Source organism: Alteraurantiacibacter buctensis (assembly GCF_009827655.1).
Taxonomy (GTDB): domain Bacteria; phylum Pseudomonadota; class Alphaproteobacteria; order Sphingomonadales; family Sphingomonadaceae; genus Alteraurantiacibacter; species Alteraurantiacibacter buctensis.
Genome location: NZ_WTYV01000004.1, coordinates 298,508 through 321,503 on the forward strand (window position 1 = coordinate 298,508; position 22,996 = coordinate 321,503).

Here is a 22,996-nt window from a genome sequence, read left to right on the forward strand (position 1 = left end):
AAGTGCGGCTATTCCAGTTCCCGAACGGCCTGGCGGGCGATCTGCACCAGCATCCGCGCCAGCCCCGGCTGCCAGCTTTCCCGCCCGGCCATGTCCTGCCGCAGTTCGATGCCCACGTAGGGGCGGCCAAACGACTCGCAGTGGCGGTTCATCGTCGCATTCAGGAGGACGCCCGAATAGGGTTCCTGGTCACCCACCACCAACCCTTCCATTTCCAGTTGCCGGATGGCGACGCGGGCGGCGCGGTCATCCTGATTGTACAGCACGCCGACCTGCCATGGGCGCGGCTTCTCGCAGGTGGCGAGCGCGGGGGTGAAGCTGTGCAGCGAGACGACCAGTGCGGGGTTCGCCTCCTCCAGCAGCGCTGCCAGCGCTGTGTGGTACGGATCGAAGTAGCGGGCGATGCGGGCTTCGCGGTCTTCAGGCGACAGATCGTTGCCGGGTATGGCGTGGCCGTCACTGGCCAAGGGGACCACGCCTGCGCTGTCGCGATCGCGGTTGAAGTCGCACACAAGGCGACTGACGTTGCCCTGAAAGGTGGCGACGCCCTCCACTTCGGCCATGATCTGGCCGATGGGATCCACGCCGATATCGATAGCCACGTGCTGGGTCAGCAAGGCGGGATCGACGCCGAGGTCGATGTCATCCGGCACGCGGTTGCTGGCGTGGTCGGAGACGACAAGAATGCCGCCGGGAACTGGTGTGCCGATCAGGCGGAAGGCTTCGCTTGTAGTCAACGAAGCTTTCCCGAAAGTTGCCACCAATTGGGCTTCCACCCTGCCAGCCATCGCGCCACTTTATCCCGCAACTCGGTTGTTTCGTAGAGTGCAAAACACGTGGTGCCCGAACCTGACATGCGGGTCAACCAAGGCTCGGTGGCGTCGAACGCTCCCAGCACGTCGGCAACCTGCGGACAAATCGCGATTGCAGCCTTTTCCAGATCATTCCTCCCCGCCAGCGCGATTTCGCGCGCGGTGCCTTCCGGCATTGGGCCGCGATCCAGCCCGTCCCATGCATTGAATACCGGGCCAGTGCTGAGCGGCACGCGCGGGTTGACCAGCAGGACCGGGGTTCCAGCGAGATCGTTTTCCACCGGCTCGAGTTCAGTCCCCGTCCCGCGCCCAATGCAGGTAAGGCTCTCCACACAGGCAGGCACATCCGCCCCCAGCCGCGCGGCCTTGTCGCGCCAGTTATCGGGCAGGCCATAGCTGTCGCGAACCATGCGAAACACCGCGCCAGCATCGGCCGAACCACCGCCCAGCCCCGCCGCGACGGGCAGGTTCTTCTCCAGCGTCACCGCCAGCCCTTGCGCGCGCGGCAGAGTGTTCAGCGCCTTGGCAACAAGGTTGTCGAACGGGTTGTCCAACCCGCCAGCAAATTCGCCCACCACCGCCACGCTGTCCTGAGCGGCCGGGTGCGCCACCAGCATGTCGCCTGCATCGACGAAGGCGAACAGCGTCTCCAGCTCGTGATAGCCGTCATCCCGCCGCCGCCGCACATGCAGGGCAAGGTTGATCTTGGCGTAGGCGGTTTCCTTCACCGGTCGGCCATCACATGTTCGGATAGGTCGGCCCGCCGCCGCCCTCGGGCGTCACCCAGGTGATGTTCTCGTTCGGGTCCTTGATGTCGCAGGTCTTGCAGTGGACGCAGTTCTGCGCGTTGATCTGGTAGCGCGGCTGACCTTCCTCCACCCCCAGCCACTCGTAGACCCCTGCCGGGCAATAACGGGTGGAGGGGCCGCCATAGACGCCCAGTTCGCTAACCTTTTGCAGTTCCATGTCCGCCACCTTCAGGTGGCACGGCTGGTCCTCAACATGGTTGGTGCCGCTGACGAACACCGAGGACAGGCGATCAAAGCTGATCTTGCCGTCGGGCTTGGGGTACTTGATCGGCTGGTACAGGTCCGCGCGGCCCAGCGTCTCGCTGTCCTTGTGGTGGCCCAGGGTGAACGGCAGGCCGATCTTCAGCGTGCGCATCCACATGTCCACGCCCGCCAGCGCCGTGCCCAGCCCTTCGCCGAACTTGGCCACGAACGGCTGCGCGTTGCGGACGGCCTTCAGTTCATCGGCAATCCAGCTTGAACGCACGGCATCGTCATAATCGGCCAGCGAATCGTTGGAACGGCCCGCAGCCAGCGCCGCCGCAATGCTTTCCGCCGCCAGCATCCCGCTCTTCATCGCGGTGTGGCTGCCCTTGATGCGCGGCACGTTGACGAAACCCGCCGCGCAGCCGACCAGCGCAGCCCCGGGGAAGGCCAGCTTCGGCACGCTTTGCCAGCCGCCTTCGTTGATCGCCCGCGCGCCATAGGCCACGCGCCGTCCGCCTTCCAGCACTTCGCGGATCGCCGGGTGCTGCTTCCAGCGCTGGAATTCCTCGAAGGGGTAGACCCAAGGGTTGGCGTAATCGAGCGCGGTGACGAAACCCAGCGCCACCTGCCCGCCTTCCTGGTGGTAAAGGAACCCGCCGCCCCAGGTGTCGCTTTCCGACAGGGGCCAGCCTTGGGTGTGGATCACCTTGCCGGGTTCGTGCTTCGAAGGCTCGATATCCCACAGTTCCTTGATGCCCAGGCCATAGACCTGTGGCTCGCACTCCGCCTCAAGGTCGAAGCGGGCCTTCATCTGCCTGGTCAGGTGGCCGCGCGCGCCTTCGGCAAACAGGGTGTACTTCGCGTGCAGTTCCATGCCCGGCTGGTAATCGGGCTTGTGGCTGCCATCGTGCGCCACGCCCATGTCCTGCGTGGCCACGCCCATCACGTTGCCGGCCTCGTCAAACAGCACCTCGCTGGCGGGGAAGCCGGGGAACACCTGCACGCCCAATGCCTCGGCCTGTTCGGCCAGCCAGCGGGTGAGGTTGCCCAGCGAGCCGGTGTAATTGCCCTTGTTGCTCATCAGCGGCGGCAGGGCCAGGTGCGGCATCTCCCACTTGCCGGTGCGGCTCAGCACCCAGTGGAGGTTCTCGGTAACGGGCGTTTTCGCCAGCGAGCAGGTAGCGCGCCAATCGGGCAGCAGTTCGTCCAGCGCGCGCGGATCGACCACCGCACCGGACAGGATGTGGGCACCGATCTCGGCGCCCTTTTCCAGCACGACCACCTCAAGATCGGCGTTAAGCTGCTTCAGGCGGATCGCGGCTGCCAGCCCGGCGGGGCCGCCGCCAACGATGACCACGTCAACCGGCATGGATTCCCGTTCGCTCATGCCTTCGTCTTTCCTGCTATCCGGATCATGCCAAAGCACTTGATCGCTGGCCGCCAGCAGGTCAAGACCGCAGCCCGCACCGCCGATGGACAGACAGCCCGCCCCCACCCTGGCCGACCAGTTCGCCGCCGCCCTCGACTGGTGGCGCGATGCGGGCGTGGACAGTGACTATGTGGAGGAACCCGCCAACCTGCTGGCGGAGCCCGTCGCCCCGCCGCCACCCGCGCCGGTGGCAGCAAAGGCCGCGCGCGAGGAGCCGCCGCCACCTCCCGTTGCGCGCATCGGCGGCGATCGGGGAGGCTGGCCTGCAGCGCTGGCGGACTTCGCGCCCTGGTGGCTGGGCGAACCCAGCCTTGACCCCGCCCCCGCCGGCACCCGCGTGCCGCCACGCGGCGTTGCGGGGGCCCAACTGCTGGTGCTGGTGCCCATGCCAGAAGCGGGAGATACCGAGCAGCTCCTCTCCGGCAAGCACGGCCAGCTTGTCAGCGCCATGTTGCGCGCCATGGGCATTGCGCCCGATGCCGCCTACATCGCCGCCGCCCTGCCACGCCATACCCCCGTGCCCGATTGGGAGGGCCTGAAGGCCGCCGGCCTGGGCGATGTGCTGCTGCACCACCTGGCGCTGGCCGCGCCGCGCCGCGTGCTTGTGCTGGGGCAGGACGTGCTGCCCCTGCTGGGCCTGGAAAAGCGACGAGGCGTTTGCAATCTGCCGCTGGCCGAGTCCGCTTTGCCGCTGCTGGCATCGCTTGCGCCGGACATTCTGCTAGGCACCCCGCGTGCGCGCGCCGACCTGTGGCGGCGCTGGCTCGACTGGACGGGAACCGCATGAAACTTGCCGCACTGGCCGCCGCTGCCGCCTTGCTGACACTGCCAACCGCTGCCGCCGCCCAGGCGGCCGGGTCACGCGACTATTTCGTGGCCCACAGCGCCCAGAACCGCGCACCGCGGCAGTTGAACGACGCCGATACGGCCTATTACCGCGGCCTGTTCCAGGCGATCCGGTCTGAGCGGTGGGGCGATGTGCAGGCGATGCTGGCCCAGCGTCAGGACGGGCTGCTGCAGGCGGTGGCCACGGCGGAATACTTCGTCCACCCGCGCAGCCCGCGTATTTCGCTGGAGCAGATCACCGCCTGGCTGCCGCGCGGGCGCAACCTGCCGCAGGCCCCGCAGATCGCGCGGCTGGGCATGACGCGCGGGATGACGCAGATGCCGGACCTGCCTTACCAGCAGCCGTTCCGCAACGTGGGCAGCTTCCCGCGCCGCACCCGTCCCGCATCGATCGAGGATACGACGATGCCGGAAGGGACCGCCGCCGCCATCCAGGACCGGATCACCAATGACGATCCGCAGGGCGCATTCAGCCTGCTGGCGGCGGTCGACCCCACGCTCAGCCCCGAAGCGCGGGCCGAATGGCGCCAGCGCGTTGCCTGGTCCTATTTCATCGAGAATTTCGACCAGGAAGCCCTGTTTACCGCCCGCACCGTGGCCGAAGGCGCCGGGCCGTGGGTGGCCGAGGGCGAGTTCACCCGCGGCCTGGCCGCCTTCCGCCTGAGCGACTGTGCCGAGGCCGACCAGGCCTTCCGCCTCGCCGCCGAGAAGGCCGAGAACGTGGAACTGCGCAGCGCCTCGCTCTACTGGGCAGCCCGCGCCGCCACCCGCTGCCGCCGCCCGTCCGATGCCAATGCCCTGCTGGCCCTGGCGGCGGGCGAGGACCAGACGCTTTACGGCATGCTGGCCGCCGAACAGCTTGGCCGCCGCGCACCCGACCGGGTGGCCCAGGCTGACCTGTCGGCGGAGGATTGGCAGCGCCTGGGCCGCTACGAGAACGTCCAGGTCGCCATTGCCCTGACCGAGGTGGGCGAGGATGAACTGGCCAGCGAGGTGCTGCTGCACCAGGCCCGCATCGGCGACCCGGCAGACTATCCCGCCCTGTCACGCCTGGCGCGCGACCTTGGCTTCCCGCAGACCCAGCTCTACATGGCCTACAACGCGCCGCCGGGCACCCAGGCCGATCCCACCAGTTTCTATCCCACCCCGCGCTGGACGCCGCTGACCGGCTGGCAGGTGGACCCGGCACTGGCCTATGCCCACATCCTGCAGGAATCGAACTTCCGCGCCAATGCGCGCAGCCCCGCCAATGCCCAGGGCCTGATGCAGATCACCCCGATCACCGTGCGCCAGCACGCCCCCCGGCTGGAAATGGGTCCGGACCAGGTGGACATTTACGAGCCGCGCACCAACCTGGCCTTCGGCCAGCGCAACCTGCAGATGCTGCAGGAAGACGCGGCCACGCGCGACCGGCTGCCCAAGATCATGGCAGCCTATAACGCGGGGCTTGCCCCGATACGCCGGTGGGAGAGCGAGGTGCGCGATTTCGACGATCCGCTGCTGTACATGGAGGCCATCCCCTATTGGGAGACGCGCAGCTATGTGGCGATCGTGATGCGCAACTACTGGATGTACGAACGGCAGGCCGCTGCCCCATCGCCCAGCCGCATGGCGCTGGCGCAGAACCGCTGGCCCGCCTTCCCCGGCACCACGGGCGATCCCAACGATCCCAATCGGGTGCTGTTTTCCGCCGGAGGCCAGTGATGGCGATTGACGAGAGCCGCCAGTTCAAGCCCATCCGCATCGCGCTGCTGACCGTCAGCGACACGCGCGGGCCGGACGAAGATACCTCGGGCGATATCCTGGCCCAGCGGATAACCGATGCCGGCCACGTGCTGGCCGCGCGCACCATCCTGAAGGACGATGCGGGCCTGATCGCCGACCAGTTGCGCCGCTGGATAGCCGATGAGGGGATCGACGCGGTGGTCTCCACCGGCGGCACCGGCCTGACCGGGCGCGACGTGACGCCCGAGGCGCTGGACCAGGTGAAGACGCGCGATATTCCCGGCTTTGGCGAGCTGTTCCGCTGGGTCAGCTACCAGTCGATCGGTACCAGCACTGTGCAATCGCGCGCCTGCGCGGTGGTGGCGGATGGCACTTATATCTTCGCCCTGCCAGGCTCCAACGGCGCGGTGCGCGACGGGTGGGACAGGATCCTGGCCGAGCAATTGGACAGCCGCAACCGGCCCTGCAACTTCGTGGAACTGATGCCCCGCCTGCGCGAGAAATAGGTTTCGCTCCAGCGCTGTTCCCTGTATGTTCTATAAATGGCAGAACAGCGGGACAGAATTGGCGGGCGCGGCGCGCAGAGCGGGGCTGCCTCCACCCGCTTCGCCCTGCCCCAGCGCGAAGTGGATGACGACTGGCGTGACTCCATGCGTGCGCTGGACGGCAATCCGCCCAGGCTGCGTACCACGGTGACGGAGGAGCACCCGCGCTCGATCCTCACCTTCAACCAGTCACCCGACATCGGCTTCGACCGGTCGATCAATGCCTATCGTGGCTGCGAGCATGGCTGTGTCTACTGTTTCGCCCGCCCTACCCACGCCTATCTGGATCTCTCCCCGGGGCTGGACTTCGAAAGCCGGCTCTTCGCCAAGCCACAGGCCGCGCGCCTGTTGCGCAAGACGCTGGCCCAGCCCCGCTACCAGCCCCGGCCGATCGCGATGGGCACCAACACCGATCCCTATCAACCGATCGAGCGGCGCTATCGCATTACCCGCAGCATTCTCGAACTATGCCTCGAAACGCGGCACCCCGTGACCATCACCACCAAGAGCGACCGCGTACTGGATGATCTGGACCTGCTGGCCGGGCTGGCAGCGCGCAACCTGGTGGCGGTGAGCATTTCGGTCACCTCGCTTGATCCGGTGCTCTCGGGCAAGCTTGAGCCGCGCGCCGCCAGCCCGGCCAAGCGCATTGCCGCGCTGGGCACTCTGGCGGCAGCAGGGGTGCCGGCGCACGTGTCCATCGCCCCCGTTATCCCCGCCATCACCGACAGCTTTCTGGAGGAGATCGTTGCTGAGGCGGCCGCTGCCGGCGTCACCAGCGCGGGTTGGATCATGCTGCGCCTGCCGCATGAAGTCGCCCCGCTGTTTCGCGAATGGCTGGACGTCCATTTCCCCGATCGCGCTGGCAAGGTGATGGGCATCGTCCAGTCGGTGCGGCAGGGCAAGGATAACGACGCGCGCTTCTTCCACCGCATGCGCCCCAGCGGCGTTTGGGCCGACCTTTTCCGCGCCCGGTTTCGCCTCGCCTGCAAGCGCGCGGGGCTGCAGCGCCAGCGGTTCGAACTGGATTGCAGCGGCTTCATTCCGCCTTCTCCCGAAGGCCAGTTGCGCCTGCTTTGACTTCCCGCGAAAGACTCGTTTCAACGCCCTACACCGCACGCCCTGCTCCCGAAATCCTCGCTTCGCCGCAAGCCAGCCTCTTATCGCCTGCGCCGAGGGAACCCGCGTGCGGGTCGTTCATCCAGTGCAAATGACGGAGCGCGACAGTCGCTTCGTACCACAGGGCACCGAAATTTCGCCCGACAAGGAAAGTCGATCGGGCGGGTCGCAAAGGAGAAGTAACCATGCAGAAGTTCACCAAGTCCCCCGCGCTGTTGCTGGCCGCCGTGGCCGGCGTGGCGCTCACCGCCCCGGCTGGCGCGCAGAGCTACAACGCCAACGAAGGCGTCAACGTGACCGTGACGGCTGACGTGCCGAGCAATATCGACGGCCTCTCCGCCGGCCCGGATATCGAAGGCATCGTTTCGGCCCGCGACGGCGACAGGGTGCAGATTACCTCGCCGGATGGCTCCACGCAGGAAGTGTGGCTCAGCTCGTCCACGCGAATCCGTTCGACCGGTGGCTTTCTGGGCACCAACCGCACCGACCTGACTCGTGACCAGTTGATCAACGGCATGAACGTGGAAGTGGAAACGCTCAATTGGACCAACGGCCTGATTGCCAGCAGCGTGCGCATGAGCAACCGCGATGCCCGCACCGCGCAGATGATCCAGCACGGGACCAACCAGCGCTTCGCCCGCAATGAAGCGGCGACCGAGGCACTGCGCGGCCGCGTGGCGAACATCGACCAGTACAACATCCACGGCACCACCAACGTCAACTTCGACACCGGCAAGTGGAACCTGACCCCGGCTGCCGAGGCAGAGCTGTGCCGCACGGCCCAGCAAGCCCAGCAGACTCCCAATGCGCTGCTGCTGGTGGTCGGCTACACCGATGACGTTGGTGACGAGGACTTCAACCAGCAGTTGAGCGAGCGCCGCGCCGCCCGCGTCACCAACTTCCTGCAACAGCGCTGCGGCTGGCAGCCGTGGCGGATGATGACGCCCACCGGCATGTCGGAAAGCGATCCCACGGCGGATAACACCACCGAGGCCGGTCGCGCCGCCAACCGCCGCGTGGCCGTGAACATCCTCGTCAGCAAGGCCGTGGACGGCATCCAGGACGATGCGTCGCTGGCCAGCCGCTAATCGGCCTACCCGCTAGCAAACGGCCACGCGACGGGCCGTTCCACCCTGGCCGCGCCATCTCTGGCCCACCCGGAGCTGGCGCGGCCAACCCTATTGCGCAGCGAACATCGCCCGCAAGGCCAGCTTGCTGATCTTGCCGGTCGCCGTGTGGGGGATTTCGTCCACGAAATGCACCGCGTCGGGCAGCCACCAGTTGGCCACCCGGCCGCGCAGGAACTCACGCAGGTCCTCGGCGCTGGCCGCCTGGCCCGGCTTCAGCACCACCACCAGCACGGGCCGCTCGTCCCACTTGGGATGCGGCACACCGATCGCGGCGGCCTCGGCCACGGCAGGGTGGCCCATGGCGGCGTTCTCCAGCTCCACCGAACTGATCCATTCGCCGCCGCTCTTGATCAGGTCCTTGGTCCGGTCGGTCAATTGCAGGCTGCCATCGAGGTGGATCACCGCCACGTCTCCGGTGGCGAACCACTGGTCGGGGTTCACGCAATCGGCCTCGGCCCGAAAATAGCGGCGCACCACCCACGGCCCCCGCACTTCCAGCGCGCCGGGCGTGGTGCCGTCACGCGGCAGCACGCGGGCGGGATCATCCAGGTCTACGCAGCGGATTTCCACGCCGAACGGCGGGCGACCCTGCTGCACCTTGCTCGCCACGCGCTGGTCCAGGTCCATTTCGTCCCAGTTTGCGGGATGGTGGCTGGTGGTGCCGATGGGGCTGGTTTCCGTCATCCCCCAGGCGTGGGCTGGATCGATGCCCATTTCCAGCAGCCGCCGGACCATGGCCGGTGGCGGAGCGGAGCCGCCGATCACCGCCCGCTTCAGCGTGGGCGGCATGGCGCGGCCGGTGGCATCCAGGTACTGGAAAAGGGCGATAAATACCGTGGGCACGCCGCCGATATCGGTAACTTTCTCGGCCTCCATCAGCTCGCACCAGATGGCGGGATCGTTCAGCGTGCTCAGCACCAGCTTGGCCCCCACCGCCGGGCTGACCCAGGCCAGGCCCCAGCCGTTGGCGTGAAACAGCGGCACGATCGGCAGGGCCACGGTGCGCGGGCCATAGCCGAACACGATCGGCTGCATGCCAGACAGCAGGTGCAGCATGTTGGAGCGGTGGGTGTATAGCACGCCCTTGGGATCGCCCGTGGTACCGCTGGTATAGCACAGCAGCGCGGGATCACGCTCGTCCACCGGGGTCCAGCGGGCATTGCCGGCATAGCCCGCCAGCAGCGCCTCGTACTCGCCGTTATCCAGGCACACATAGCGCTCCACGCTGGGCCAGCGCGGCTTCAGCGCCTCCACCAGCGGGGCAAAAGCGGCATCATAGAACAGCACCCGGTCATCGGCATGGGTGACGATGAAGGCCAACTGGTCGGCAAACAGGCGCGGGTTGATGGTGTGGATCACCGCCCCCGCCCCGATGATGCCGTACCAGGCGGAAAGCTGGTGGACGTGGTTCATCGCCATCACCCCCACCCGGTCCCCCGGCGCGATGCCCATTGCCCGCAGGGCTTCCGCCAGGCGCACCGCATCGTGGCGGACATTGGCATAGTTCGACCGGGTGATGCGGCCATCGGACCAGCGGGTCACGATCTCGCGGTTCCCATGTTCCCGCGCGCCGTGGTCAATCACGTGGGTCAGGACCATGTCCCAGTCCTGCATGGTGGCGATCATGATTGGCCTTCCTCCCACTTGGCCCGGAAGAATTGCCTCCTCAGGCGACCAGGCGCAGTCTGGCTGCTCCTGTCACAGGACGCAAGGACACCCTGCCAAGACCAGGCATCTGGGCGAGCTGGTCCACCAGTTCGCCATTCAGCGTAAAGTCGCGGCCCAGGCGCACCAGCGGCTCCTCTTCCTCACCGATCGCCAGGTGAACGACCACTTCACCGTATCCGGCCTTGCCCGGCATCAGCAAGCCGGCGAGGCCATGCAGCCCTTCCATGTCGAGCACTTCCACGTCCAGCCGCATCCGCGCTTCGCCGGAGACTTCCGCCAGCGGCCGCGCCCCGCGCACGGTCACGCGCGGGGGATCGTCCGGGCCGGGCTTGTCCAGTTCCACGTTGAGCAGAAGGCAGGTGCCATCGGCGGCCCAGCGCTGGAAGCTGTCAACCAGCCCTTCCTCGAAACAGGCGGCGGAAAACTGGCCCGACGCGTCGGAGAAATCCGCCCGCACGAACTCCGCCCCGCGCTTGGTGCGGCCCTTGGACACCTTCTCCACCATCGCCGCCATCACCGCCTGGGTGCGCCCGCCGGCCACTTCCCCGCCCATCAGCGAGGCATAGGAACGCGCGCCCTGCGCCGAGGCGACTGTCCGGAATTCCGCCACCGGGTGCGCTGCGAAGTAAAAGCCGAAATTCTCCCGCTCCGCCGCCATCTGTTCCGACCGGGTCCAGGGCGTGGCCTCCACCAGCCGCAAGGACGGTTCGGCGTGGTCATCCCCGCCGAACAGGCCGCCCTGCCCGCTGCTGCGCTCCCTGCTGGCGGCATCGGCCACGGCCAGTAGCATGTCGGCACTGGCAAGCACGCGGGCGCGGTTGGCATCGAGGCTGTCGAAGGCCCCAGCCCCGGCCAGCCCTTCCAGTTGGCGGCGGTTCATGCTGCCGGCAGGGCAGCGGCGGAACAGGTCTTCCAGGCTTTCGAACCGGCCATTCGCCTCGCGCTCGGCCACCAGTTGCTCCATCGCCTTTTCGCCCACGTTGCGGATGCCGGCCAGGGCATAGCGCACCGCGTGGCCCACCTCGGTCGGCTCCACCATGAACTCGGCTTCGCTGGCGTTCACGTCAGGGCCCAGCACATTGACCCCGCAGCGCCGCGCATCGTCCACGAACACCGCCAGCTTTTCCGACTGGTGCATGTCGAAGCACATCGAAGCGGCGTAGAATTCCTCTGGATAATGCGTCTTCAGCCAGGCGGTCTGATAGCTGAGCAAGGCATAGGCGGCCGCGTGGCTCTTGTTGAAGCCATAGCCGGCGAACTTGTCGATCAGGTCGAACAGGGTGTTCGCCTCGGCCTCGGGGATTTGCGAAATCTCCAGACAGCCATCAACGAAGCGCTGGCGCTGCGCGTCCATCTCGGCCTGCACCTTCTTGCCCATTGCACGGCGCAGCAGGTCGGCATCGCCCAGCGAATAGCCTGCCAGGATCTGGGCGGCCTGCATCACCTGTTCCTGGTACACGAAAATGCCGTAGGTCTCGGCCAGAATACCTTCCAGCTTGGGATGCGGGAACTCGATCGGCTCCTCCCCCGCCTTGCGCTTGCCGAACAGCGGGATGTTGTCCATCGGGCCCGGGCGGTAGAGCGAGACGAGGGCGATAATATCCTCGAACTTGGTCGGCTTCACCGCGGTCAGCGTGCGGCGCATCCCTTCGGATTCAAGCTGGAACACGCCCACCGTGTCGCCGCGTTTCATCAGGTCGTAGACGGCGGGATCATCCAGCGGCAGCTCTTCCAGCGAAATCTGCACGCCCCGGCGGGCCAGCAGGTCCACCGCCTTGCGCAGCACCGAGAGCGTCTTCAGACCCAGGAAGTCGAACTTGACGAGGCCGGTGTCCTCCACATGCTTCATGTCGAACTGCGTCACCGGCATGTCCGACCGGGGATCGCGGTATAGCGGCACAAGCTGCGCCAGCGGCCGGTCCCCGATCACCACGCCCGCCGCGTGGGTGGAACTGTTGCGCGGGAAGCCTTCCAGTTGCAGCGCCAGGTCAACCAGACGCTTCACCTCGTTGTCGTTCTCGTACTCGCGCTTGAACTCGGACACCCCGTTCAGTGATCGCGGCAGAGTCCACGGATCGGTGGGGTGGTTGGGGATCATCTTGGTCAGGCGGTCCACCTGGCCATAGGGCATCTGCAGGATGCGCCCGCAATCGCGCAGCACGGCGCGGGCCTTCATCTTGCCGAAGGTGATGATCTGGGCCACGTGATCGTGCCCGTACTTGCGCTGGACATAGCGGATCACCTCGCCCCGCCGTGTTTCGCAGAAGTCGATATCGAAGTCCGGCATGGAGACGCGTTCGGGGTTCAGGAAGCGTTCGAACAGCAGGCCCAGCCTGATCGGATCAAGATCGGTGATGGTCAGCGCCCAGGCCACCAGGCTGCCCGCGCCCGAGCCACGGCCCGGCCCCACCGGAATCCCCTGCGATTTGGCCCACTTGATGAAGTCGGCCACGATCAGGAAGTAGCCGGGGAACCCCATGCGGGTGATCACGTCCACCTCGAAATCCAGGCGATCGGTATAGACCTTCAGTTCCTCGTCCGACATCACCCCATAGGGTTCGAGACGGGCCGCCAGCCCGCGCCGCGCGTCTTCCGCCAGCATCCGCGCCTCGCCATCCTTGTCGCCTGCCAGGCTGGGCAGGATCGGCTTGCGCTTGGGCGGGGCGAAGGCGCAGCGCTGGGCCACCACAAGGGTATTGGCCAACGCCTCGGGCAGGTCGGCGAAGATTTCCGCCATCATCTTGTCGGACTTCACATAGGCCTGCGGCGAACTGCGCGGCCGGTCGGCGCTGTCCACGTGGGTGGAACTGGCGATGCACAGCATGGCATCGTGCGCGGAATGCTCATGCGGATTGGCGAAGTTGGCCGGGTTGGTGGCCACCAGCGGCAGGTCGCGGCGATAAGCGAGGTCGATCAGGCCCTCTTCCGCTGCATCCTCCACCGGATCACCCCGGCGGGAGAGTTCCACGTAAAGCCGGCCGGGGAACAGCGCGGAGAGCGTGTCCGCCATCTCGTCCGCCCGGTCAGCCTTGCCGGCGGCAAGCAGCCGGGCCAGAGCCCCCTCGCCCCCGCCGGTGAGCGCGATCAGGCCGTCGGTGTGGCCCTGCAGGTCTGTCAGGGTAACGTGCGGATCCTGCTCCAGCGGGCGATCCAGGTGCGCCTTGCTGACCAGGTGGCACAGGTTCAGCCAGCCCGCCTCGTCCTGCACATACAGCGGCAGGTAGTCGATCGGCCCGCCGCTCTCCCGGCACACCCCCAGCAGCGCGCCGACGATCGGCTGCACGCCCTCGCCCTTGCAGTATCCGGCGAACATGGTGGCCCCGTAAAGTCCGTTCCGGTCGCAGATGGCGATGGCGGGAAAGCCGCGTTCCCTGGCCAACTTGGCCAGCGCCTTGGGCTCTATCGCCCCTTCCAGCATCGAATAGCTGGACAGCACGCGCAGGGGAACGAAAGGAGCATAGGCCATGCCAACCTAGGTAGGCGATTGGCCGGGCGGAGCAAGCTGCGGCCCCGCGTTTCAACAACCTATTCCCCGGCTTCTTCTCGGGCCCTGGCAATCTTGCGGCGCGTATCACGCACGGTGGATACCGCGCCGTAGAGCACCAGCACGGCCAGGAAGATCCACACCCACAGCGGGATGTTGCGGCCCGCAATGGCGAGGTAGAGGTAGGCGGAGACGAAACAGAACCCTGCACACATGGCCGGCACCACGGTGCTGCGATGCGCCCGCGCCCGCTTCACCAGCCAAGCGATGGAGGCGAAGAAGAACGGGATCGCGCCCACGTAGATCGCGCCGAAGATCCACGGGTTGACGCCATAGTTGGCGCCCAGCGACAGGAACCAGTCCATCGCCGCGTCCAGCATCAGACCAGCTTGCCTTCCGCCAAACGCACCACGCGGTCCATGCGCGAGGCAAGCCGCTCATTGTGGGTGGCCACCAGCGCGGCGCTGCCCTGGGTGCGGACCAGGGCGATGAATTCGTCGAACACCCGGTCAGACGTCTTTTCGTCAAGGTTGCCGGTCGGCTCGTCGGCCAGCACCAGCTTGGGGCTGTTCGCCAGAGCGCGGGCCACGGCCACGCGCTGCTGCTCACCGCCGGAAAGCTGGCTGGGCCGGTGGGTCAGGCGATGGCCCAGCCCCAGGGCGCCGAGCAGCTCCTCGGCCCGCACCGCAGCCTCGGCCCGCGTCTTGCCTACCAGCATCTGCGGGATGATGACGTTCTCGATCGCGGTGAAATCGGGCAGCAGGTGGTGGAACTGGTAGACAAAGCCCAGGTTGTCGCGCCGCAGCGTCGTCCGTTCCGCGGCATCGGCCGTGCTGGCATCGGTGCCGGCCATGGTGATCGATCCGCCAAAACCGCCTTCCAGCAGCCCCACGGCCTGCAACAGGGTGCTCTTGCCGCTGCCCGACTGGCCCAGCAGGGCCACGATCTCGCCCGGCATCACGTCCAGGTCCACGCCGCGCAGCACCTCGATGGTTTCGCCGCCCTGCTCGAAGCTGCGCGACAGGTTGCGCAGCGAAATCACCGCCCCGTTATTCATAGCGCAGCACCTCCACCGGATCGGTATTCGCAGCCCGCCAGGCGGGATAGAGCGTGGCCAGGAAGCTCATCCCCATGGCCATGCCGGCAATGCCCATCACGTCCACCGGGTCCACCTTGGCCGGCAGTTCGGTGAGGAAGCGGATCTGCGGATCCCACAGGGTCACGCCCATGAAGTATTCCAAGCCGTTCACGATCGGCTGGCGGAACAGCAGCACCAGGAAGCCCAGCACCAGCCCCGCCACTGTCCCCAGAACACCCACGGCGGAGCCGGTCGTTACGAAAATCTTGAGCAGGCTTTTGCGCCGCGCGCCCATGGTACGCAGGATGGCGATGTCGCGGCTTTTGGACCGCACCAGCATGACCAGTGAGGACAGGATGTTGAACGCCGCCACCAGCACGATGATCGACAGGGCAAAGGCCATCGCCACCCGCTCCACCTGCAGCGCCTCGAACAGCGAAGCGTTCATTTCCTGCCAGATGGTTACCACGGCGCGGCCTTCCAGCGCCTGGGCCAGCGGGGCCATGATCTCGCGCGCCTCGTCGGCATCGCGGGTGGTCACCTCGATCGCGCTGATGGCATCGCCGAACAGCAGCAGCGTCTGCGCGTTCTTCATCGGCATGATCACCATCGTGTCGTCGAAGTCGTAAACCCCAACCTCGAAGATGGCGACCACGGTATAGCCCACCTGACGGGGCACCGTGCCGAACGGCGTGGTGCGGCCCTGCGGGTTGATCACGGTCAGCGTATCGCCCACCTGCACGCCCATCTTCAGCGCCAGGCGGCTGCCGATGGCGATGTTGCGCGTGCCCGGCTGCAGCCCGTCGAAGCTGCCGATCACCACGTCGCGCTTCAACTGGTCGATTTCTTCCTGCTGGTTGCCGCGCACCAGCACGGCCTCGGCCCGCCCGCCATAGGTGGCCAGCAGCGGCTGCTCCACCAGCGGCACGGCCTGGGTGACGCCGGGAGTGGCGCGGGTCTGCTCCAGCACCTGCTCCCAGTCGTCCATCCGCCCGCCATAGGGCTGGACCACGGCGTGGCCGTTCAGTTCGGTAATCCGGTCAAGCAACTCGGCGCGAAAGCCGTTCATCACGCTCATCACGATGATCAGCATGGCGACCGACAGCATGACCACGGTGATGGAAATCCCAGCCACCAGCGCGATCACCGCCTCGCTGCGGCCAGGCATCATGTAGCGCTTGGCGATGGTCCATTCGAAAGGGGAGAGAAACAAGGCCAGACCCATGTATGGAAAGGTGTGTCGCGGGGCTTAGGGCGGGTGGCGGGCACTGGCAACCGGTTTGGCGGTGTGGGCACGGCGTTAACCCGATCCTTACCATGCCGGACCTAGGTAAACCGCGTGAAAACCACATTTCTTCGCCTGGCCACCTGGGCCCGCAAGCTGGTCGACCGCCGCTCCACGCTCGGCAGCGCGCGGCTGCTACTGGTGACCATGGTATTGCTCGGCGCGATGCTGGCGGGATCGGGCTATCTGGCGCGCGAGGCGACCGAGCAGCAGCGCCAGGCGGAAAAGTGGCAGGAGCGCACCTTTGCCGTGATCGACAACCTCAGCAGCGTGCGCGTGGCCGTGCTGTCGATCCGCCGGGGCGAGCGCGGCTTCCTGCTGACCGGCGATCCGGCCTTCCTCGATCCCTATACAGCCGGCATCGAGACGCTGGATCGCGAGGTGCCGGAAATGCGCGAGCTGCTGGCCGAAAGCCGGCAGCAGGCCGAACGGGTGGATCAGCTTACGGTTATTGCCGCAACCTTCGTCAGCCAGGCACAGCGGACGGTGGCCCTGCAACGCGCGGGCCGGCACGAAGAAGCGGTCGCGGCATCGCAGCTTACCCGTGGCCGGCAACTGACCAACCGCGTCATGGCCATGCTCGACCAGATCGAGGCAGTGGAACGCCAGTTGATGGAGCAACGCGAGAACGGTGCGGCTACGGCGGCCCGCCGGTCAGACGATTTCCAGGGCATGCTGATGGTCTCGGGCCTGGCCCTGCTGGCCATCGGCGCCTATTCCAGCCAGGCCCTGCGCCTGGCGATCCAGCGCGAGCAGGCGATCCGCGCCGAGCTGGACCGGATTGCCACCACCGACGAGCTGACCGGCCTGGCCAACCGGCGCGAGATGTTCACATCGCTCGACCGGATGATCGCCACCGCGCGGCGCAGCGGGCGGCCGTTATCGGTGGCCATCCTCGATCTCGACCGCTTCAAGCAGGTCAACGATACCCACGGCCACCCGGCGGGGGACGAGGTGCTGCGCCGCGTGGCGGAGATGGCCCGGCTGCTGCTGCGCCAGCAAGACCTGGTGGGCCGGCTGGGCGGAGAGGAATTCCTGATCGCCTTCCCGGACTGTCCCGCGCACGAGGCCGTGGCCGCCTGCGAGCGCCTGCGCCAGGGCATTGCCGCCCTGCCCGTACTGCTGCCCAGCGGCGTGGGCCTGTCGGTCACGGTCAGCACCGGCGTAGCCCAGTTCGACCCGAGCGACGACCGCAAGACGGTGATCTCTCGGGCCGACGAGGCACTTTACCGGGCCAAGAAAGGCGGACGCGACCAGGTGCGGCTGGCCGCTTAAGGCAGCGGGGCTCGTCTCAGGCCGCAGCTGGCTGGTGGATATAGACCGCCCGCTCATGGCTGAAGGCCTTGAAGCCGAAATAGCCGTGATAGCTGCCCATGCCGCTGCCGTTGACGCCGCCGAACGGCAGGCGGTTTTCAAGGTAGTGGCTGAATACGCCGTTGACCGTGACGCCGCCTGAGCTGGTGCGCGCCAGCACCTTGTCGATATTTTCCTGGCTGGGGCTGAACACGTAGAGCGCCAACGGCTTGTCGCGCTCCTCGATGTATTCGATTACCTGGTCCAGCGTGTCATAGGTCATCACCGGCAGCACGGGGGCGAAAATCTCGTCCTGCAGGATCTTCATCTGCGGGGTCACGTCGGTCAGCATGGTGGGGTGGATGGTCAGGTCATCCGCCTCCAGCGTGCCGCCCACGGCCACGGTGGCCCCTTGCGCGATCGCATCGTCCACCATGCCCTTCACGCGGGCGAAGTTTCCTTCGTTCACCACCTGGGCGATGGCGCTCTTGTCAATTGCGCCGCCGGCGTAGAGATTCTTTTCCACGTTGGCGCGGAAGCCATCCACCAGCTTTGCCTTGTCCTGCTCCTTCACGAACACGTAATCCGGGCAGATGCAGGCCTGGCCGCCGTTGAACTGCTTGGCCCCGGCAAGGGCCGCGGCAATGGCATCGATATCGGCGCCCTCGTCGATGATCACGGGACTCTTGCCGCCCAGTTCCAGCGTTACCGTGGCCAGGTGCTTGGCGGCGGCGGCCATCACGATCTTGCCCACGCGGGTGCTGCCGGTGAAGAAGATGTGGTTGAACGGCAGTTCCAGCAGCGCTTCGGCCACCGAGACATCGCCCTCGAACACGGCGACCTCGTTCTCCTCGAACACCTCGTCCACGATCACCTTGGCGATCTTCGCCACGTTGGGGCACAGGTCGGTCAGCTTCAGGATGCAGCAGTTGCCGGCAGCGACCGCAGCGGCAAGCGGGCCGAAAACGAGGCCCAGTGGGAAGTTCCACGGCCCCAGGATCAGGCACACGCCGCGCGCTTCGTAGACGATCATCGCCTTGTCGGTCTGCACGCGGGTGGGCGTGACCATGGTGGGGGCCATCCACTCGTCCAGGCTGTCGATATTGAGCTGGATGTTGCCCAGGATGTTGAGCACCTCGGTCACGCGGATCTCGCTTTCGGGCTTGCGCGTGTCCTTCAGCACGGCGGCCACGATGTCGTCGGCGTGGGCTTCGATGCTGGCCTTCAGCTTTGCCAGCTTGGCTTTGCGCTCCTCAACGCCGGTGGCCTTCACGTTCCACTGGTTGGCCTGTTGCAGGGCGAATACGCGGGCAATTTCGGCTTGCGACGGATTTTCGACGGTCATGGCTGGTCCTGTCTGGTGCAATTTCGTGTGCCCCAGATAGGACTGCCCGCCTCCCTAGGGAAGCGGGCAGATGGTCCGTAGGTTGATTTTGTCCGGAGTTACGGCCGGCCGCGATCCGACACGCCGGGGATATCGGGTTCGATCTCGCCGATCTCCGCCTCGTGCACTTCCACCAGGCCACGGCCCAGGTGGCTGGCCCGGCGGCTGTAGCCGAAATAGATCACCAGCCCGATTGCGCCCCAGATCGGCAGGAACAGCATGGCCTGGGCCGGCAGGTTGAAGAACAGGAACATGCAGCCCGCGATGGTCAGCGGGGCCACCAGCCAGGCGGCGGGAACACGGAAGTGGCGATGGCGGCCGGCATCCTTCTTGCGCAGCACCAGCAGGGCGATGGCGACCCACATGAAGGCGTAGAGCGTGCCCGCGTTGGAGATGTCGGCCAACTGCCCCACCGGGAAGAAGGCGGCGGCAATGGCCACGCCCACTCCAGTGATAGCGGTGACGATGTAGGGGGTCTTGAACTTGGGGTGCACAGTGCTGAGCCTTTCGGGCAGCAGGCCGTCGCGGCTCATCACGAAGAAGATGCGGGTCTGGCCGTAAAGCAGCACCAGGATCACCGAAGGCAGCGCCAGGAAGGCGGCAATGCCCAGCATGTTGCCGATTCCGGAAAAGCCGATCTCGCGCAGCACGTGGGCCAATGCCTCGTCAGAACAGACCAGTGCCCCGGCATGTTCGGGCATGGCGCACTGGCGCGCCAGTTCGGCCGAACCGGCGGCAAAAGGCACGCCGTTGGGGCCCATGATCGGCTGGCCGCCCAGCGTGCCCACGGCACCTGCCGCCACCACGATATAGAAAACGGTGCAGATCAGCAGCGATCCGATCAGGCCAATGGGCACGTTGCGCTGCGGGTTCTTGGTTTCCTCTGCCGCAGTCGACACCGAATCGAAGCCGACATAGGCGAAGAAGATTGTCGCCGCCGCGCCCACCGCGCCAACGCCCGTGCCAAAGCCGCCGAACACGCCTGCTGGCAGGAAGGGGTTGAACTTCTCGGCCGAGAATTCCGGGCTGGTGAAAGTCAGCGCGATGAAAGCCAGCAGCGCGGCGATCTTGATGGCCACCAGCACGGCATTGACCTTGGCGCTCTCACTGGTGCCCACTATCAGCAGGCCGGTAACCAGCAGGGCAATGACCAGGGCCGGCAGGTTGATCAGGCCGCCTTCCGCACCGCCGAAAGCCAGCGGTCCGGCCGCCAGCCAGGCGGGCAGTTCTATGCCCAGGAACCCGTTCAATATCGTGCCGGTGAAATACCCTGACCAGCCGACCGACACGGCGGCGGCGGCAATGGCGTATTCCATGATCAGAGCCCAGCCGACCGTCCAGGCCAGCAATTCGCCCACCGAGGCATAGGAATAGGTGTAGGCGCTGCCGGCCACCGGGATCATCGAGGCGATCTCGGCATAGCACAGCGCGGCCACGATACAGATCAGGCCGGCGATAATGAAGGCCAGCATCAGGCCCGGGCCCGCCTTTTGCGCGCCGCTGGCCGTCAACACGAAAATGCCCGTGCCGATCACGCTGCCGATGCCCAGCAGGGTCAGTTGCACGGCCCCCAGCGAGCGGTGGAGCGACTTCTTTTCTGCCGTTGCCAGAATGGCATCCAGCGGCTTGATCCTGTCCAGCAGCATATGTTCTCGATCCCCGAGCTATCCCTTTGGCGGCAGGTTGTAACGCAATTGCCGCAAGCGGCAATGGGGCTGTGGATTAGTTGCGATTGAGACGGGTTAGCCGCCGCGCAGCAGGCTTACCCCGTAATCGCGTTCCATCAGGTAAAGCAGCACCCGCGCCGCCTGGCCGCGCGGGCTGGCCAGGTCCGCATCGGCATCAACCAGCATCCGCGCATCATCGTTGGCCATCTGGCCCAGCCGCGCAGCCTGTTCCAGCGTGGCGACGTTGAAGGCGCTTTCCCCGCTCTGCCGGGTGCCCAGCAGTTCACCCCCGCCGCGTAGGCGCAGGTCTTCCTCGGCCAGCAGGAACCCATCCTGCGTCTCGCGCATCAGGGCCAGCCGTTCGCGCCCAGTTTCAGACAGCTCCTCGCCGCGCAGCAGCAGGCAGGTGCTCTTCTCGCTGCCCCGCCCCACCCGGCCCCGCAACTGGTGGAGCTGGGCAAGGCCGAAGCGCTCGGCCTGCTCGATCACCATCAGCGTGGCGTTGGGCACGTCCACCCCCACCTCGATTACCGTGGTGGCGACCAGCAGGCTGGCCGCGCCGCTGGCGAAACGCTCCATTGCAGCGTCTTTCAGTTCGGGGGCAAGCTGGCCGTGGACCAGCACCACCCTGTCACCGAACCGATCCTTCAGGCTGGCATAGCGCTGCTCGGCGGCGGCAATGTCCTCGCTCTCGTGGTCGCGCACCATCGGGCAGACCCAGTAGGCCTGCTGGCCGCTGGCCACGTGCCGCTCCACCCCCGCCACCACGTCGGCCAGCCGCTGGGCAGACACGACACGGGTGTCGATCGGCTGGCGGCCGGGCGGCATCTCGTCCAGCCGGCTGACGTCCATCTCGCCATATTGGGCCAGCACCAGTGTGCGCGGGATCGGCGTGGCGGTCATCGCCAGGGTATGCGGGGTCACGCGGCCCTTCTGTGTCAGCAGCAGCCGCTGGCCCACGCCGAAGCGGTGCTGCTCGTCGATCACCACAAGGCCCAGGTTGCGATACTGCACCGCGTCCTGGAAGATTGCATGGGTGCCCACCACCAGCGGGATCGAGCCATCCAACAGGCCCATCAGCGTCGCCTCGCGCGGGCGCCCCTTGTCACGGCCGGTCAGCAGCGCGATTTCCACCCCGGTCGGGGCCAGCATCCGGCGCAGCGTCTCATAGTGCTGGCGGGCGAGGATCTCGGTCGGGGCAAGAAGCGCGGCCTGGGCCCCGCCCTCCACCGCCAACAGCATGGCTTCCAGCGCCACCACGGTCTTGCCCGCACCCACATCGCCCTGCAGCAGGCGGAGCATGGGGGCATCCTGCGCCATGTCGCCGGCGATCTCGGCAATGGAGCGGCGCTGCGCCCCGGTCAGCGGGAACGGCAGTTGCAGCCTGTCGCGGAAGCGCCCGTCCCCCGCCAATGCCTGTCCGCGCCGCTTGCGGTTGCTCTGGCGGACCAGGGTGAGCGCCAGGGCGTTGGCGAACAGTTCGTCATAAGCCAAGCGATCGCGCGCGGGCTCGTTCTCGCCCCGGTGAGCCAGGTGCAGCGCATCGCGCCAGGCGGGCCATTTCTGCTGCGCCAGTACGCTGGGTTCGATCCATTCGGCAAGTTCGGGCGCTTTGACGAGGGCCTGTTCCGCCATCGACAGGATGCGCGGCTGGGTCAGTCCCTCGGCCAGGGCATAGACCGGCTCCACCAGATGGCCCACCAGCCCGGCGCTGTCCGTTGCCACGTGGTCAGGGTGGACGATCTGCAGCATGTCGCCATAGCGTTCCAGCTTCCCCGCCACCCAGCGTTTTTCGCCCACCGGCAGCGTCTTCTTGGCGGTGTAACTGGCCTTGCCGAAGAAGGTCAGCGCGATCAAGTTGCCGGCATTGTCCTGCGCCAGCACGCGATAGGGGCCGCGGCCGGAAAAGGGGCTGCGGTGCTCGGTGGGGGTCAGGGCCACCACGATCTGCTCACCCTCCACCGCCTGGTCCACATCGGACACGCTGCGCCGCTGCACGAAGCGCATCGGCAGGTGATAGATCACGTCGCGCAGGCGCGTCAGGCCCAGCCGGTCGAGCGGCTTCTTCAGCTTCGGCCCCACGCCTTCCAGGCTTTGGACTTCCGCAAACAGGTCGTTGAGGACTTCGGGACGCATGGCTTGGCTCTAGCGGATCGCGAACGGCGGCGGTAGGAGGCGAGCATGAGCAATCCCCCTTCCCGTGACATCCGTCTGGCCCGCATGAAGTTCCGCGCCTGGCATCGCGGCACGCGCGAGGCGGATTACATGCTGGGCGGCTTCTTTGACCGCTATCACGCCGAATGGGACGAAGGCGCGCTCGCCTGGTTCGAGGCGCTGCTGGACGAGGATGACGTGGACGTGCTGGCTTGGGCGCTGCAAACCGCGCCGGTGCCCGCCCGCTTTGCCGGCCCGCAAATGGCGGCCATGCAGCGGATCGATTACGTTTCGATCTGAGGGTAGCCAAAAGGCCCGCCGATCCCTATTTCGCCGCCAGCCGCGCACCCCCTTCCCATCCGGGCAGGGGGCGATCGCGTTT

18 protein-coding genes are annotated in these 22,996 nt (G+C 66.7%); 7 read left to right on the top strand and 11 right to left on the bottom strand.

The features are described 5' to 3' along the window. Positions 1 to 8: 8 nt before the first annotated feature. From GRI99_RS11915 to GRI99_RS11925, 3 genes are read right to left on the bottom strand one after another with little or no spacing between them, the layout of a single operon-like run. Complete coding sequence (locus GRI99_RS11915; protein WP_237438309.1) at positions 9 to 737, bottom strand: N-formylglutamate amidohydrolase; 729 nt, start codon at positions 735 to 737, stop codon at positions 9 to 11. Further along, on the bottom strand, positions 734 to 1,540 hold the full coding sequence (locus GRI99_RS11920) for a 4-(cytidine 5'-diphospho)-2-C-methyl-D-erythritol kinase (RefSeq protein WP_160772252.1): 807 nt from the start codon (positions 1,538 to 1,540) through the stop codon (positions 734 to 736). The genes GRI99_RS11915 and GRI99_RS11920 overlap by 4 nt, the downstream gene beginning before the upstream one ends. A gap of 10 nt (positions 1,541 to 1,550) precedes the next feature. Next, a complete protein-coding gene (locus GRI99_RS11925; RefSeq protein WP_160772253.1) occupies positions 1,551 to 3,194 on the bottom strand; it encodes an electron transfer flavoprotein-ubiquinone oxidoreductase in 1,644 nt (547 codons plus the stop codon). Between the two features lie 85 nt (positions 3,195 to 3,279). On the opposite strand from GRI99_RS11925, the gene GRI99_RS11930 reads away from it, so the two are divergent. The 5 genes from GRI99_RS11930 to GRI99_RS11950 all read left to right on the top strand — a co-directional run bounded on the left by GRI99_RS11930 (position 3,280) and on the right by GRI99_RS11950 (position 8,559). After that, positions 3,280 to 4,023: a hypothetical protein gene (locus tag GRI99_RS11930; RefSeq protein WP_160772254.1), complete on the top strand. Its 744-nt coding sequence runs from the start codon at positions 3,280 to 3,282 to the stop codon at positions 4,021 to 4,023. After that, positions 4,020 to 5,786 (top strand): lytic transglycosylase domain-containing protein, encoded by a 1,767-nt coding sequence (locus GRI99_RS11935; RefSeq protein WP_160772255.1) that lies wholly within the window; start codon positions 4,020 to 4,022, stop codon positions 5,784 to 5,786. The genes GRI99_RS11930 and GRI99_RS11935 overlap by 4 nt, the downstream gene beginning before the upstream one ends. After that, complete coding sequence (gene moaB / locus GRI99_RS11940; RefSeq protein WP_160772256.1) at positions 5,786 to 6,313, top strand: molybdenum cofactor biosynthesis protein B; 528 nt, start codon at positions 5,786 to 5,788, stop codon at positions 6,311 to 6,313. Before GRI99_RS11935 ends, moaB begins: the two co-directional genes overlap by 1 nt. A gap of 36 nt (positions 6,314 to 6,349) precedes the next feature. Further along, positions 6,350 to 7,432, top strand: coding sequence for a PA0069 family radical SAM protein (locus GRI99_RS11945; RefSeq protein WP_160772257.1), 1,083 nt, complete (start codon positions 6,350 to 6,352; stop codon positions 7,430 to 7,432). 224 nt (positions 7,433 to 7,656) lie between these two features. Beyond that, entirely contained in the window at positions 7,657 to 8,559 is a 903-nt protein-coding gene (locus tag GRI99_RS11950; RefSeq protein ID WP_160772258.1) for an OmpA family protein, read from the top strand. A gap of 90 nt (positions 8,560 to 8,649) precedes the next feature. On the opposite strand, the gene GRI99_RS11955 is transcribed toward GRI99_RS11950, so the two are convergent. From GRI99_RS11955 to GRI99_RS11975, 5 genes are read right to left on the bottom strand one after another with little or no spacing between them, the layout of a single operon-like run. Continuing rightward, positions 8,650 to 10,227 (bottom strand): long-chain fatty acid--CoA ligase, encoded by a 1,578-nt coding sequence (locus tag GRI99_RS11955; RefSeq protein ID WP_160772259.1) that lies wholly within the window; start codon positions 10,225 to 10,227, stop codon positions 8,650 to 8,652. Between the two features lie 40 nt (positions 10,228 to 10,267). Continuing rightward, positions 10,268 to 13,735: a DNA polymerase III subunit alpha gene (gene dnaE / locus GRI99_RS11960; protein ID WP_160772260.1), complete on the bottom strand. Its 3,468-nt coding sequence runs from the start codon at positions 13,733 to 13,735 to the stop codon at positions 10,268 to 10,270. 59 nt (positions 13,736 to 13,794) lie between these two features. Next, positions 13,795 to 14,133: a hypothetical protein gene (locus GRI99_RS11965; protein WP_160772261.1), complete on the bottom strand. Its 339-nt coding sequence runs from the start codon at positions 14,131 to 14,133 to the stop codon at positions 13,795 to 13,797. Beyond that, a complete protein-coding gene (locus GRI99_RS11970) occupies positions 14,133 to 14,810 on the bottom strand; it encodes an ABC transporter ATP-binding protein (RefSeq protein ID WP_160772262.1) in 678 nt (225 codons plus the stop codon). Before GRI99_RS11970 ends, GRI99_RS11965 begins: the two co-directional genes overlap by 1 nt. Continuing rightward, complete coding sequence (locus GRI99_RS11975; protein WP_160772263.1) at positions 14,803 to 16,044, bottom strand: lipoprotein-releasing ABC transporter permease subunit; 1,242 nt, start codon at positions 16,042 to 16,044, stop codon at positions 14,803 to 14,805. Before GRI99_RS11975 ends, GRI99_RS11970 begins: the two co-directional genes overlap by 8 nt. Positions 16,045 to 16,170: 126 nt before the next feature. Here GRI99_RS11975 and GRI99_RS11980 point away from each other — a divergent pair, with 126 nt between their 5' ends. Then, a complete protein-coding gene (locus GRI99_RS11980) occupies positions 16,171 to 17,391 on the top strand; it encodes a diguanylate cyclase (protein WP_160772264.1) in 1,221 nt (406 codons plus the stop codon). A 16-nt stretch (positions 17,392 to 17,407) separates the two neighbouring features. On the opposite strand, the gene GRI99_RS11985 is transcribed toward GRI99_RS11980, so the two are convergent. From GRI99_RS11985 to recG, 3 genes are all read right to left on the bottom strand, one after another. After that, positions 17,408 to 18,754 carry an aldehyde dehydrogenase family protein gene (locus tag GRI99_RS11985; protein WP_160772265.1) on the bottom strand — a complete coding sequence of 449 codons (1,347 nt, stop codon included), beginning with the start codon at positions 18,752 to 18,754 and terminating at the stop codon, positions 17,408 to 17,410. 98 nt (positions 18,755 to 18,852) lie between these two features. After that, complete coding sequence (locus GRI99_RS11990; RefSeq protein WP_160772266.1) at positions 18,853 to 20,439, bottom strand: amino acid permease; 1,587 nt, start codon at positions 20,437 to 20,439, stop codon at positions 18,853 to 18,855. A 96-nt stretch (positions 20,440 to 20,535) separates the two neighbouring features. Next, entirely contained in the window at positions 20,536 to 22,596 is a 2,061-nt protein-coding gene (gene recG / locus GRI99_RS11995; protein WP_160772267.1) for an ATP-dependent DNA helicase RecG, read from the bottom strand. Positions 22,597 to 22,641: 45 nt separating this feature from the next. Here recG and GRI99_RS12000 point away from each other — a divergent pair, with 45 nt between their 5' ends. Next, complete coding sequence (locus GRI99_RS12000; protein ID WP_160772268.1) at positions 22,642 to 22,914, top strand: FAD assembly factor SdhE; 273 nt, start codon at positions 22,642 to 22,644, stop codon at positions 22,912 to 22,914. Positions 22,915 to 22,996 lie beyond the last annotated feature (82 nt).